The organism is Pseudoalteromonas sp. SK18, from assembly GCF_001974855.1.
Lineage (GTDB): Bacteria > Pseudomonadota > Gammaproteobacteria > Enterobacterales > Alteromonadaceae > Pseudoalteromonas.
The window spans coordinates 35,805-49,302 of sequence record NZ_MTQB01000008.1 but is presented as its reverse complement, the minus strand read 5'-3'; the positions used below and the strand labels follow the sequence as shown (position 1 = coordinate 49,302).

The window sequence follows — 13,498 nt, the reverse complement described above, 5'->3', positions numbered from 1 at the left end:
AAAACGTAGTGAATTATTTTTTTTAGGTGTTACGATTGGTCCATAACTTTCGGTACAGGCTTACCGTTTTAATAATAAGACCACAGGAAAACTCATGCAGAGTAAGTTCTCTTCAGCAATAAAAGGCCTACTACCTTTATTTTTAGTTAGTAACCTTATAATAACCACATTATCTATAGTCGCCTATTCGCTTTACTCACAAAGCAATGCTAAGAACAATGAACTTTCCTCAGCCTCCACCATCGCGGTCACTAAACTTGCTGAAAGTCTTGAGCAGCCCATTGTAGAAGCACTAACATTATACGGACAAGACAAGGCCAAACCACTTTTTGACATTGCAAGCTTACTCAACAATGATTTTAAATATACCCTGCACCGTTTTAATGCCAACAATCAAGCAGAGCTAATTTATAGCAATAATAATAATTCAATTGCACCTTTAGCCATTAATAAGCACATTAAACAACAAGGCATACTGCATCATGTTATTTCATTGGATGGGCAGATCATTGCTGAACTTATTATTGAGCAAAAACAACCTTTAACTTTACCTTCGCCCCAAAGTTCACTAATGAATGCCTTTTTTGCCGGTATTGTAGCTCTAATAGCGCTGTTTTTATTAGCCATAGTGTTTAATAAGTACATTAATAAGCGATTACATAAAAACACCGACTCTCTCACTCAAGAACTCAAAGCAATTACACAAAATGATAATTATCAAAGCACCCTTAATGAGCAGCTTGAAGGGGGATTAGAAACTGTAGCTCAACAAATTAATTTATTACTGAAAAAAGTAAGCATGGTTCAAGCTGACGACCAAGCTGCACAAAAAGAATTAAAAAAGCTTCAAACAAGCCTTGAAACAGAAGTACAAAGCAGAACCTTTGAATTAGAAAAACAAACCCAAAAAGCGTTAAAAGCCAGTGAAACTAAAACCACCTTTTTAGCCACCATGAGCCACGAAATAAGAACACCTATGAATGGTGTTATTGGTACTATTGATTTACTACGCCAAACAGAACTCGATGGTGCACAACAACGTTTAAGTACTATTATTCGTGAATCTGCATTTTCGTTACTGAGTATTTTAGATGATATTTTAGACTTCTCTAAAATTGAAGCTGGAAAGCTCAACATAGATCCAGTTCCATTTTCTGTTGCAGATACACTAGAAGAAGTCGCCAAGGTGCTGTCATCGGTTGCTAAAAATCGCCATCTAGATTTAGATTTATCAATTGCCCCCGACATCCCCAACAACCTTAAAGGTGACTCCGTCAGAGTGCGCCAAGTACTATATAATTTATGTAGTAATGCCATTAAGTTTACCAGCACCAATGGTACAACGCAGGGTAAAGTAAGAATATCAGTAGAAGTAGCACATAACACCGCCGATCACTTTACATTGCGCTTTTGCGTGAGTGATAACGGTAAAGGAATGAGCCAATCTCAATTGAGAAAAATCTTTAACCCATTCACTCAAGCGGAAAGCTCTATTACGCGAGAGTTTGGTGGTACGGGGCTTGGTCTTTCTATTTGTAAAAGCTTAACTGAGCTAATGCTTGGAAGTATTCATGTAACTAGCCATGAAGGTATTGGGAGTGAGTTTACTGTCGAGTTGCCTTTTTCCACCGCAGGTAAAACTGAATTTGCCCACAAAAACACTCTCAATGGCAAACATGTCATTGTTGTTAGTAGCAACGCTGAACGTGGCAAAGTCATTTATCGTTACTTGTCATTTATGGGCGCTAAAATAACTTACGCTCACGAGCAGCAAGATATAGAAACGCATCAAGATACCAAGGATATTATTTGGGTTGTCGATGGTATTGATGACATGAGTAGTATCAGTACCCTACTAAGAAGCTTGCTCTACTCATTAGAAGATAATAACCAGCAAATGGTGGTGTTAAGTAAATTAGATGAAGCGGTAATTAATCATAAAAATATTTTCTATATTAATGCTTCCCCGTTGTGTAAATCTAACTTTATGCTTTCAATTTTGGTAGCTGCCGGCTTACATAAACCTAAGCAAATTAAAAAAGCTAAAACTATGAACCACTACCTAAGTTCTGAAGAAGCGCTGGCCGCAAATAGACTGGTATTATTGGTTGAAGATAACCTATTGAACCAAGAGGTACTCACCGAACAGTTACATATACTAGGGTACAGTGTAGAAGTGGCTAATAACGGTGAAGAAGGTCTAGATATGTGGCGTAAAAATAGCTACTCGCTCATTTTAACCGATTTACATATGCCAAAAATGTCTGGCTACGACATGGTTGAAAAAATTAGAGAAGAAGCTTCATTACTGGAATCAATTGACGCACAACCATATATTATTGCTGTCACTGCCAATGCGCTAAAAGGCGAGAGAGAGCGATGTTTAGCAGTGGGTATTAACGACTTTATCACTAAACCTATTGAGCTAAATGCACTAGAAGACACATTAAAACAATGGAGTGACTTATACAGCAAACAACCGAAAAAAGTTAGTTCGGCTGAAAAGCCAGTTATACCTATTGATATGGAATCGGCAAATAAGTATATAAATGGTGATGACGCTAAAATAATCCGCTTTTTTAAAATGTATTTAGAACAAAGCCAAGAACAAATTAAAGTGATTAACTTTGCTGTATTACAAAGCAATCAGGCGGATGTTGTAGCAGCTTGTCATCAATTAAAATCTATATCAAAAACAGTAGGAGCTAACATTGTTGCTGATTTAGCGCAGTCATTTGAAGATAAGTGTAAGAGCGATGAGATAAATGCTGATGAGTTAATTGAAATGAGAGATGAACTCGAAATTGAATACTCAAAAGCAGCACAGTTCTTAAAAGAACAAATTAGAAATAATGAGGAACAGGACGAACTTGTTTAGCTAAGATCGTATGTTTCTGAGAGTGTTATTATGACAATAAAAAAGGGCTAATAGCCCTTTTTTAGTAATTTTACATAAACAGAGGTTAATTTATTTTTCTACTGGCTTATAGCCTTCAATCTCAACCTCTTTACCTTCGAATAAAAAGCCAACCATTTGCTCTTCTAAAAAAGTACGATGCTCTGGATCCATCATGTTTAAATGCTTTTCGTTGATCAGCATCGTTTGCTTATGCTGCCATTGCCCCCAGGCTTCTTTAGAAATATTATTAAAAATTTTCTCACCAAGTTCACCAGGGTATAACTGAAAACCAAGCCCTTCGGCCTCTTTTTGTAACTTTTGACAAAATACTGTACGTGCCATGATTGTTCCCCTAAACGCTAAATGCCAATAGTTTAACCTATTGGGCTCATTTGTTTAACCAACTTTTTAGTCGGTGCCGCTAACCCTACTTCTATTGATTGATCGAGTGGATACCACACCAGCTGCTTGTCGTTGACTACATCAGGGGCTTTCTCAATATTCAGTACATGTGGGTTAATCGTAAGCTCAAAATGTGAAAATACATGAGTAAAAGGCGCTACTTCATCAAGATCACTTTCAAGCCCTTGTTGTGCTAAAAAAGTTTCAAGCTCGCTGTACTCATTAAATTCAAAAAATCCAAATAATCCGCCCCAAATACCGCTGTTTGGGCGTTTTTCCATAAGCACTTTGTCGTTATGTTTAATAATTAACTGGTGGCAGCTTTTTTTAGGCACTACTTTTTTGGGCTTAGAGTGAGGAAATTCCTTAACTTTACCAGCGTTAAACGCACCACAGCGGCTATTTAATGGGCACGCCTCACAATCAAAACGACTGCGCGAACACAAGCTTGCACCCAAATCCATCATAGCTTGGTTAAACTCGGTCACATTATTTTTAGGCGTGAGTTGTTCGCTTAAATGCCAAAGCTGATTTTCTACCTTTTTGACCCCATACCAACCTTCGACCATAAAAAAACGAGCAAGCACTCTTTTAACATTGCCATCAAGAATAGGGTGATGCTGCCCCAAAGATAATGATAAAACAGCACCGGCAGTAGAGCGCCCTATTCCGGGTAAATCCATTACTTCTTCAAGCGAGCTAGGAAACTGGCCTTGGTACTTATCCCGAACTATTTTAGCCGTTTTATGCAAATTGCGTGCACGAGCGTAATAACCTAAACCTGTCCAATGATGCAGAACCTGATCTTCATCAGCATTGGCTAAAGCAATAATATCGGGAAAGCTTTGCATAAACTTTTCAAAATAAGGAATAACAGTAACAACCTGAGTTTGCTGTAACATCACCTCAGATACCCACACTTTATAAGGCGTTTTAGCTAATTGCCATGGTAACGTTTTGCGCCCATAAAGATGATACCAATCAACTACTTGGTTAGAAAACCAAGCTGACTGCTGTTTTTTTAAATCCAACATATTTCTTTTTTACTAATGCTTAATGGCGGCTCAGTCTATTGGAGTGACTGAAAAGATCAAGCTATAACGCCCTAGTGCTTGTCAACCTAGCGCCGGTCAGGGATAATACGCAACCATTTTTAAACACATTGTTTTGTCAGGCCAATAATATGAGTGAATCAAGTAACAACAACCTTGAGCAAGCTAAGCAAGAAGGTAAATATATCCGCACTATTCGCAGTTTTGTAAAACGCGAAGGCCGATTAACCAAAGGTCAAGCTGCTGCAATCGAAAAGTGCTGGCCAACAATGGGGCTTGAACACAAGAACGGCCTACTTGATTTAAGCGAAGTTTTTGGCAACAACAATGATGTAGTGCTAGAAATTGGTTTTGGTATGGGCAAGTCACTGGTTGAAATGGCAAAAAATGCACCACATCTTAACTTTATTGGCATAGAAGTTCATCGCCCAGGCGTTGGCGCATGTTTAATGGATGCTGATGAAGCTGGCGTTACTAATCTTCGTGTATTTGAACACGATGCAGTAGAAGTTCTTGCTGATTGCATAAGCGATGAAAGCTTATCAACTTTACAGTTATTCTTTCCAGATCCATGGCATAAAAAGCGCCATCATAAGCGTCGCATAGTACAAACTGAGTTTGCTGAAAAACTGCGTTCTAAATTAAAAATCGGCGGCGTATTTCACATGGCAACCGATTGGGAAAACTACGCAGAGCATATGTTAGAAGTGATGCAAGCAGCCCCTGGTTACAAAAACCAATCAGAGACTAACGACTATGTTCCTCGTCCTGAGCTACGTCCATTGACTAAATTTGAACAGCGTGGTCACCGTTTAGGCCATGGCGTATGGGATTTAATGTTCGAACGAACTAAGTAACCGTTAATTAAATAATCAAGTAAGGTAAAGCCATTTATGAGCGTATTAACCAATCCGAGCCTACTATTACTTCGCAACAGTGAAGAGTTGAAGGGTAAATCAATATTGGTGGTCAACTTTGTTCAAGATGGCTTTTTAAATGAGCTTAAAACGCTCAACCCACAAAGTAAAATAACCGCTTTTAGTTATAACCACGCTAATGGTGAATTTGCAAAGAACATATCAGGTATTGATGTAACCGTTAATCATACTATTGATGCGGGCGATTATGATTTGGTGATACTTTATTACCCTAAATCTAAACCTGAGCTGTTAATGGCGTTAGACAACATACGCGCAGTGATAAGCAAAGATGCAGAGCTACTAGTCGTTGGCGAAAACAAGAGCGGTGTTAAGTCAATTGAAAAGCAACTCGCTGGTAAGGCTGAGTTTAGTAATAAAATAGACTCAGCAAAACACTGTGTTTTATATTCATTTTCCGAACTTACTCTTAATAGCGCGTTTGATATTAGCACTTACCATAAAGAGTTTACGGTATGTGTGAGCGATATTGAGTTTACAGCAGTCAGTATTCCTGGTGTGTTTAACCATGGTGCGCTAGATGCTGGAACGAAAATGCTACTAGAGAATGCTCCTAACTTAAAACACGGGAAAGTACTTGATTTTGGTTGTGGCGCGGGACTTATTGCTACTTTTTTAGGGCTAAAAAATCCAGCACTGACATTTATTTGTAGTGACGTAAGTGCGCTTGCGGCCTATGCAACAACGCAAACGCTGAAGCTAAATAATGTAAACGGTGAAGCCATACTCAGTGATGGTTTAAATAGTATTACTGGCAAGTTTGATTTAATTATTAGCAACCCGCCATTTCATACCGGGATTGCAACTGACTACAGCGTTGCTGAATCTTTTTTAACGCATGCAAAGCAACATTTAACTAAGGTAGGCAAACTGACCATAGTGGCAAATAGCTTTCTAAAATACCCACCTATTTTAGAAAATCAATTTGATAGCTACCACACAGTGTTCAAAAACAACAAGTTTGCCGTATACAGTAGCTAAAATAAGTTATTAATATCCTGTCAAAACATAAATATGGGCTGTATTAGCCACATATTTATGTTTCATCAGTAGATTAGCTAAAAATAAAAAGTGTAATTAAGCTAATCTTTTTACTTCACTTTTTTCTGTTTTTGCTAAACTACTACCTATTAGATTCACAATTGACACGGATGACCTTCTCGCAATGCCCAAAACTGTAGAGCAAAATAGCATTCGTAGCATATTGTTTAAAACCATCATGCTTATAACAGCTATCTGTTTGTTATTATCGCTTTCAATTTCTACCTATTTAAGTGCGCAAGAGCAAAAAAAGCAGCTCATTAGCAAACTTGTCTTGGTATCAGAGATCATTGCATTCGACGCGATGCCCTCATTACTAAATAAAAATAGGCCTGCAGAAGAAAGACGTTTGAAGCTGCTTCAACAAGTATCATCCGTCACAAATTTACATATATATGCTTTAGATGAGCAAACCAATAAACCGGTGTTCTTTACCAGTTTTAATGCGCGAAAATCACCACCAGTGCCCATTAAAACAGACAATATTGATGACTTTGCTGCACCACAGGTTAGTGATGAGTATATTGAGTACATTACCCCAATACTCAATAATGAACAGCTGCTAGGCTATGTGTATATTAGAGGCAGCTTAGATAACTTAAATGAGCTAATAACAAAAAAAATTGTAATCGATATCGTTATTATGGCTTTAATACTTATTTTTATCTCTTTGATTATTTTAAGACTACAAAAAAGAATTGCCAGCCCGATTGAAAGCTTAAGCTTATTGCTACAAAACATAGCTAAAGATCATAACTACTATGCACGTGCGCCTTTGACGAACTTAACTGAAATAACCCGACTGTCTAACAGCTTAAATGTAATGCTTGCACGTACGCAAAGGCAAATAGAGCGCCATGAAGAAGATAAACAAGAAATTAAGCAGCTAAACTCAAATCTTGAAGAGAAAGTAAGCCAACGCACTATTGCACTCAGAGAGGCTAATAAAGAGCTGTTAACTACTCTGGAAAAAATGCACCAATACCAAACTCAAATTGTTGAAAATAAAAAAATGGCTTCATTGGGGCAAATGGTGGCAGGGGTTGCCCATGAGGTAAATACACCAATTGGACTTGGTATTACAGGCTCTACTTTACTGCGAGATAAACTCGCAGAGCTACAGGTTAATTTTCATAATAAATCATTAACAGCGAGTCAATTCGAGCAATTTACTAACGATGGTATCGAAAACTTAGACTTAATATATAGCAGCTTAAACCGCGTTGCAGAGCTCATTTCTAACTTTAAAAAAGTTGCGGTGATCAAAGACGATGAAATAACCAGTACTGTTAATTTACAACAACTCATAAACGATACGCTACTGTCTATGGGGCAGGAGCTAAAAATTAAAAACCCTAAAGTTCTTATAAATTGTCCCCCAGATTTAACCGTTGAAAGTAAAAAAGGGCCACTGCAGCAAGTATTCCATCAGCTTATTTTAAACTCACTACTTCACGGGTTTGTAGCTGGCGGTGACAACGAAGTGCAGATTGATATTGTGGCAACGAAAACAAAAACACAAATCACCTACTCCGATAATGGTCTGGGTGTTGAGAGTAATATACGAGCAAAAATATTTGACCCATTTGTTACTTCAAAACGCGGTCAAGGAGCCAGTGGTTTAGGAATGCATTTGGTTTACAATTTAGTGACTCAAGCCTTGGCTGGAGAAATTGTGCTAGATACTGAGTATCAGCAGGGTGCCCGATTTATTATTACACTCTTTTAAAAAGCGAAATAAATCCTTTGCATCCCCTTGAATTAAGACTTTATGACCATACTAAGACATAGCTTACTAAACAGTTGTACCATAAACGTTGTATTTTTGAACAATTAATGAACTTAATTGCGTTTAACATATCACATACATTGATGAAAAGTTGGAAAGTGATATAATTCCGTTTTGAATTAGTCTGATTATTTTTAGTATCTTTAGGTGGTTGATGGATGTATCAATTATTAAAGAGAAATGGCTTCGACTCTATAATTCAAATTATACATTCAACGTTAAGTATCAATTAAGCCGCGGTTTTTAATAATACGTCAAAGTAGGTTTGGGCGCGCAGCTGTTTTTATCTAACTTGTTTTTACTTGTTAACATTTAGATATAATCCTATAATTCTAGTAGTCGGCTCTGATGATCACGCCGATTTTATAAATAAAACACACTCCAAAAAGGTTAATTAAAGATGCAAACGCCAGTCATTCTGATCGTAGAGGATGAAGACGTAACTAGACTAAACCTCGTTAGTTTATTTGAAGCTGAAGGTTACAAAGTTATTGAAGCCATTGATGGCGATGATATGCATGATAAGCTTACAAATAACGATGACGTCAATCTTGTAGTTATGGACATCAACCTGCCAGGTAAAAACGGGCTTATTTTAGCTCGCGAATTACGCCAAAAGCGCAAAGTTGGTCTTATTTTCTTAACAGGCCGTGACAACGATGTAGACCGTATTTTAGGTCTTGAAATTGGTGCTGATGACTATATTACTAAGCCTTTCAACCCACGTGAATTAACTATTCGTGCACGTAACCTAATTACGCGTACTGCATTAGGTGGTGAAGAATCAGCTATTGAAACCAATGGCGTGATCACCTTTAACGGTTGGGAACTTGACGAAAACAGTCGTTGCCTTACTTCTCCAAACGGAGACGCAAAGCGTCTACCTAAAGGCGAATACAGAGCACTGCGTTTAATGCTTGACTCTCCAGGTCGTATATTTAGTCGTGAGCAGCTAATTAAGCACATGACTGGCCGTGAGCTTCGCGCTAACGACCGTACAGTTGATGTTACTATTCGTCGTATCCGTAAACACTTTGAAAGCGACAACTCAACGTCTGAGTTAATCAGCACCATTCATGGTGAAGGTTACCGCTTCATTGGTAAAATCGACAGCTAATTAGTTTTTATTCTAATTGTTGTAAAAATAAATGAAGGGCCTGTTGTCCTTCATTTATTTTGTCTGCTAATTCATCAAGCCAAACTGTTAATACTTCATCACTTTGCTCCAGCGCACCATGCTCCATTTGCTTGGCATGCAACTGCACATCATTCAGACCGACCGAACCTGCGGCACCTTTTAACTTATGCGCAACGGATTTGTATTCTTCTCTGTCTGCTGCTTTTAATGACGCTAATAGCTCTTGTTGATACTGCGGATTTAGCTTTGCAAACAGCTGACTACTGCGTTTAAATACTTCAACGCCCATCGAATTTACAAAGTCTTCAATGGTTTCAACATCTAACAAGTCAGTATTTATTTGATTTAATAACTCTTGATTAACTACTCGTTGAGGAGCCTCGGTTTGCGCTTGTTTAATACCAAAGAGTTCAGCGAGCATATTATCTAACTTACTGGTGTTTATTGGTTTAGCTAACGCTCCTTGAATAGAAATTCCCTCAAGCTCTTCTTCAGCACTGCGAACATTGGCGGTAAGTGCCACAATAGGTAGCTGATCAAAATGGCTTTGTGCGCGTATTTGCCTTGCTACTTCATCACCATTAATATCTGGAAGCTGCATATCAAGCAATACTAAATCAAGATCATCTTCGGTCTCTACAAACGATAAAGCATCTTCACCCGTTTCAGCCCACAACACTTCATGCCCACGCTGTTCTAATAGGTTAGTTGCGATTTCAGCATTAAGTGGTACATCTTCCACTAATAAAATATATAAGCTACGTCCCACATAACTATGCTCGGTAGGTGCACTACATAAATTCAGCGGAATTTGTACGGTAAAGCAGCTCCCTTCTCCGGGGGTGCTATTAACAGTTATAATGCCTTTCATAGCACTTACTAACGCTTTTGTTACAGCTAAGCCAATACCCGATCCAATTGCATTAGTCCCTTTAAGATCAGGCGCTTTATAATACATATCAAAAATACGGGTAAGTTGTTCTTGCGGGATCCCTTCACCGGTATCAAGTATTTTTATAATAAGCCATGGGCCATCTTCGCGGTTTTCTCTACCGCAATCTAAGGTGACACTGCCCTGCTGGGTAAATTTAACCGCATTGTTAATTAAGTTCCACACCACTTGGCGTAAACGTGTGGGGTCAAGTAAGGCGTATATATCAAGCATCCCCGAACGCTTCACTTCAAAGGAAAGCTCTTTTTGCTCAGCAATAAGGCCTGCAAAGTTAACCACATCATTGATAAAGTCAGACACATTAATTTCGTTAGCGGCAATATCGAGTTGCTCACGGTCAATTTTATCTAAATCTATAATATCGTTAAATATGTTACCCAGCGTTTCGGCGCTTGAAAATACCGTATTACACCAACTACGCTGCTGTTTATTAAGCTCAGTATCCAATAGCATTCTGGTTAAACCGACGATACCATTGAGCGGAGTACGCAGCTCATGGCTTAATGTGGCAATAAATTTCCCTTTGTCTTTATAAGCAGTCTCCAGTGCCTGCGCGGCTTCTTTACGACTGGTAATATCACGACCAAAAGCGAGTAAACCTATGTAATCGCCCTGCTCATTGATAAAGGGAAGTTTTCTGAGTTCAAACCATCTTATCTCACCATTTACAGAATACTCTACATCAATAGTTAAACCTTGATGAGTCCGTTCAACCTGCTCATCGGTTCTGAGTACTTCAGATAAAAAGTGACTTGGAAATATTTCTTCTGCGGCTTTACCAATTAATTCGCCACTGGTTTTGCCCATCACCTCTTCAAACATTTTATTACAACCAGCAAATACCCCGTTGTTATCGCGGTAATAAAATAAATCTGGCGAGGAGTCGACAATTGAGCGCAGTAACATGCCTTGTTGGGCGAGCTCTTGTTGCGTTTTTTTACGCTCTGCAATTTCACGTCTGAGCTCTTCTATTGCTCTATGCTTGGCGTGAAAGGCCATTTTACGTTCGTCAATTTCAATATTTAAACGATTAATATTGTCTTTGAGGGTTTGATTTAAAAGCTTTTCTTGTTTTGTGGCACTATCTAAATAGGCATAAGAGGCATCAAGTTGCCGAATAGAGTTAAGCAGTACGCTAATCACCAAAGGAGAAACAACTGAGGTAAAAAATACCACAGCGAGTATATCAACTAAGTTCACTTCCCCTATGGCAACATAGTAAAACATACTCGATAAAACCAGCGATACCGTCAGTAATAATGCATAGCAAATAGCTGCAGTTTTAAACTCACCAAAACGAGTTATTGAACTGGAAAGAACTCGAACCCACGGGTTCAAAGAAGAATCAGTCATATATCAGTTTTTCTCTTAGCTAAAGCTAAATGCTTAGTTTTTATAAGTAAGTATGATTAAAGGCTAATTTTAGCATTTTCTATCAGCTATTTTCATGTTGTGCGACAAAAACAATAAAATTTCATGTTTGCTGTTATTTGCTGCATTTCAGCAAATCTTTATTTAGTGTAATATGCGGCGTCTTAAATATTGCAAATAACGAGTAACGTATCATGCAAACGACTATGCCAGATATTGCTAACACGGCTGCCGCATTACAAACAGGTAAATTAGACTGGGTAGGTATGGCCGATATAGAGCTGCCTTTTATTTTTGAATCTCTTGATTTAGCTCCAGTTACCGTTAATGCAAAAGCACGCGCTTTTGTTAACTTACACCAAGAGGATGCTAAAGGCATCCACATGTCGCGTCTGTTTTTAGCACTTGATCACCTCTCAACTGAGCAACAGGTCAACCCACACACCTTAGCACAAGCATTAGATACCTTTATCACCAGCCATGAAGGCTTGAGCGATAAAGCACAAATCGAATTTAAGTTTGAATTACCACTGCGCCGTAAATCATTGCTCAGCGGTAAAGCGGGCTGGAAAAGCTACCCTATTGTACTTACTAGTACCATAAATCAAGGTGTGATTAGTTTTGAACTCAGTGTTGATGTTACTTACTCATCAACCTGTCCCTGCTCTGCAGCCCTTGCTCGCCAACTGATCCAAAATGCGTTTAGCGAAAAGTTTGCTCAAGAAACACTAACTCAGTCTGAGGTTTTAGAGTGGCTTGGAACAACTCAAGGGATTGTCGCGACCCCGCATTCACAGCGCTCTATTGCCAATATTAAAGTTAAACTAGCGAATAATATTGAACAGTTTGATGTAGTTAACTTAATCAATCTACTAGAAGATGAGCTTAAAACACCAGTACAAGCCGCGGTAAAGCGTGAAGACGAACAAGAGTTTGCTCGCTTAAATGGTCAAAACCTGATGTTTTGTGAAGATGCAGCACGAAAGATTAAAACCACCTTAGAAGCAAAACAGTATAGCGACTACTTTTTACAAATTAATCACTATGAGTCTTTGCATGCCCATGATGCAGTTGCGATTGCAGTAAAAGGTATCGAGGGCGGATACACAGCACTTTAAATAACAACGGTAACTAAAATAGCCATAACAACTATTTGGGCACATAACTTGCTTTAGAAAAGCAGTGTCAATTTGTTGTTATGGAGTTACCGTATGGAATTCGCTTTATTATTAATATTAGTGCTAGTTGTTGGGGCATCAGTGGTTGCGTCAAAATTTAATGATGATGGCGGAAACCCTTATCCTTTTACTCGTAAACAAAGTGTATTTACCCAAGTAGAAGGGGCGTTTCTGGGCTTATTAGAGCGTGCTGTTGGCGATCAATATAAAATTGTTAGTCGCGTTAAACTAATCGATGTGATTGACTGTAAACAAGGTCTGTCTGTTAAATCTAAACGTGCGGCAATGGCTAAAGCAAAAAATAAACAGCTCGATTTTGTGCTAGTAGACAAAGAAAAAATGACCATAGTGGCCGCGGTTGACTTAGTCAACAACGCCAACAAAGATGGCCACAAAGCACAACGTGATTGGTTTGTTAATGGTGCATTAGAAGCAGCTGGCATTCCGCATATTCGTATGAAAGTGAAGTCAGGTTACCGCCCAAGTGAAGTTCGCGATGCTATTATGTTTAAATTAGGTAAGCCAGCTAAATCACAACCTGCACGCCCGACTCGCGCAAGAGTACATAAGCCAGCAGTATTATCACCTTCTCAAGCAAAAGCACATTCCACTGCCCTTGCTGAAATATAACTATCGAATTACAAGCAATCTATTAAAGCGAGCATTTTAAATGGCTCGCTTTTTTGTTTTTTATAGCTGACTTCACGTATAATCAGGCTATTCAAACTTAGGAATTTA

General features: G+C 38.5%; 10 protein-coding genes. 7 read left to right on the top strand and 3 right to left on the bottom strand.

Annotated features, from left to right (window positions below; genetic code table 11):
- Positions 1–94: 94 nt before the first annotated feature.
- On the top strand, positions 95–2,878 hold the full coding sequence (locus BW139_RS07890) for an ATP-binding protein (protein ID WP_076919302.1): 2,784 nt from the start codon (positions 95–97) through the stop codon (positions 2,876–2,878).
- Positions 2,879–2,968: 90 nt separating this feature from the next.
- Here the strand turns inward: BW139_RS07890 and BW139_RS07885 are convergent, their stop codons facing one another.
- Positions 2,969–3,241, bottom strand: coding sequence for an oxidative damage protection protein (locus BW139_RS07885; protein WP_008110439.1), 273 nt, complete (start codon positions 3,239–3,241; stop codon positions 2,969–2,971).
- A 32-nt stretch (positions 3,242–3,273) separates the two neighbouring features.
- Complete coding sequence (gene mutY, locus BW139_RS07880; RefSeq protein ID WP_076919301.1) at positions 3,274–4,335, bottom strand: A/G-specific adenine glycosylase; 1,062 nt, start codon at positions 4,333–4,335, stop codon at positions 3,274–3,276.
- A 149-nt stretch (positions 4,336–4,484) separates the two neighbouring features.
- Between mutY and trmB the strand changes: the two genes are divergently transcribed.
- From trmB to arcA, 4 genes are all read left to right on the top strand, one after another.
- Positions 4,485–5,210 (top strand): tRNA (guanosine(46)-N7)-methyltransferase TrmB, encoded by a 726-nt coding sequence (gene trmB, locus BW139_RS07875; protein WP_076919300.1) that lies wholly within the window; start codon positions 4,485–4,487, stop codon positions 5,208–5,210.
- Between the two features lie 36 nt (positions 5,211–5,246).
- On the top strand, positions 5,247–6,272 hold the full coding sequence (locus tag BW139_RS07870; protein ID WP_076919299.1) for a methyltransferase: 1,026 nt from the start codon (positions 5,247–5,249) through the stop codon (positions 6,270–6,272).
- Between the two features lie 184 nt (positions 6,273–6,456).
- Entirely contained in the window at positions 6,457–8,061 is a 1,605-nt protein-coding gene (locus BW139_RS07865; protein ID WP_076919298.1) for a sensor histidine kinase, read from the top strand.
- 460 nt (positions 8,062–8,521) lie between these two features.
- Complete coding sequence (gene arcA, locus BW139_RS07860; protein WP_008110444.1) at positions 8,522–9,238, top strand: two-component system response regulator ArcA; 717 nt, start codon at positions 8,522–8,524, stop codon at positions 9,236–9,238.
- A gap of 7 nt (positions 9,239–9,245) precedes the next feature.
- On the opposite strand, the gene arcB is transcribed toward arcA, so the two are convergent.
- The gene (arcB, locus tag BW139_RS07855) at positions 9,246–11,564 is read right to left on the bottom strand and encodes an aerobic respiration two-component sensor histidine kinase ArcB (protein ID WP_008110445.1); all 2,319 of its coding nucleotides are present in this window, start codon (positions 11,562–11,564) and stop codon (positions 9,246–9,248) included.
- 212 nt (positions 11,565–11,776) lie between these two features.
- Here arcB and folE2 point away from each other — a divergent pair, with 212 nt between their 5' ends.
- Complete coding sequence (gene folE2, locus BW139_RS07850; RefSeq protein WP_076919297.1) at positions 11,777–12,700, top strand: GTP cyclohydrolase FolE2; 924 nt, start codon at positions 11,777–11,779, stop codon at positions 12,698–12,700.
- Positions 12,701–12,793: 93 nt separating this feature from the next.
- Positions 12,794–13,390 (top strand): DUF2726 domain-containing protein, encoded by a 597-nt coding sequence (locus tag BW139_RS07845; protein WP_008110447.1) that lies wholly within the window; start codon positions 12,794–12,796, stop codon positions 13,388–13,390.
- The last annotated feature ends 108 nt before the right edge of the window (positions 13,391–13,498 follow it).

Coding starts and splice junctions, on each gene's coding strand:
- BW139_RS07890 (WP_076919302.1), top strand. CDS start 95: ATGCAGAGTAAGTTCTCTTCAGCAATAAAAGGCCTACTACCTTTATTT.
- BW139_RS07885 (WP_008110439.1), bottom strand. CDS start 3,241: ATGGCACGTACAGTATTTTGTCAAAAGTTACAAAAAGAGGCCGAAGGG.
- mutY (WP_076919301.1), bottom strand. CDS start 4,335: ATGTTGGATTTAAAAAAACAGCAGTCAGCTTGGTTTTCTAACCAAGTA.
- trmB (WP_076919300.1), top strand. CDS start 4,485: ATGAGTGAATCAAGTAACAACAACCTTGAGCAAGCTAAGCAAGAAGGT.
- BW139_RS07870 (WP_076919299.1), top strand. CDS start 5,247: ATGAGCGTATTAACCAATCCGAGCCTACTATTACTTCGCAACAGTGAA.
- BW139_RS07865 (WP_076919298.1), top strand. CDS start 6,457: ATGCCCAAAACTGTAGAGCAAAATAGCATTCGTAGCATATTGTTTAAA.
- arcA (WP_008110444.1), top strand. CDS start 8,522: ATGCAAACGCCAGTCATTCTGATCGTAGAGGATGAAGACGTAACTAGA.
- arcB (WP_008110445.1), bottom strand. CDS start 11,564: ATGACTGATTCTTCTTTGAACCCGTGGGTTCGAGTTCTTTCCAGTTCA.
- folE2 (WP_076919297.1), top strand. CDS start 11,777: ATGCAAACGACTATGCCAGATATTGCTAACACGGCTGCCGCATTACAA.
- BW139_RS07845 (WP_008110447.1), top strand. CDS start 12,794: ATGGAATTCGCTTTATTATTAATATTAGTGCTAGTTGTTGGGGCATCA.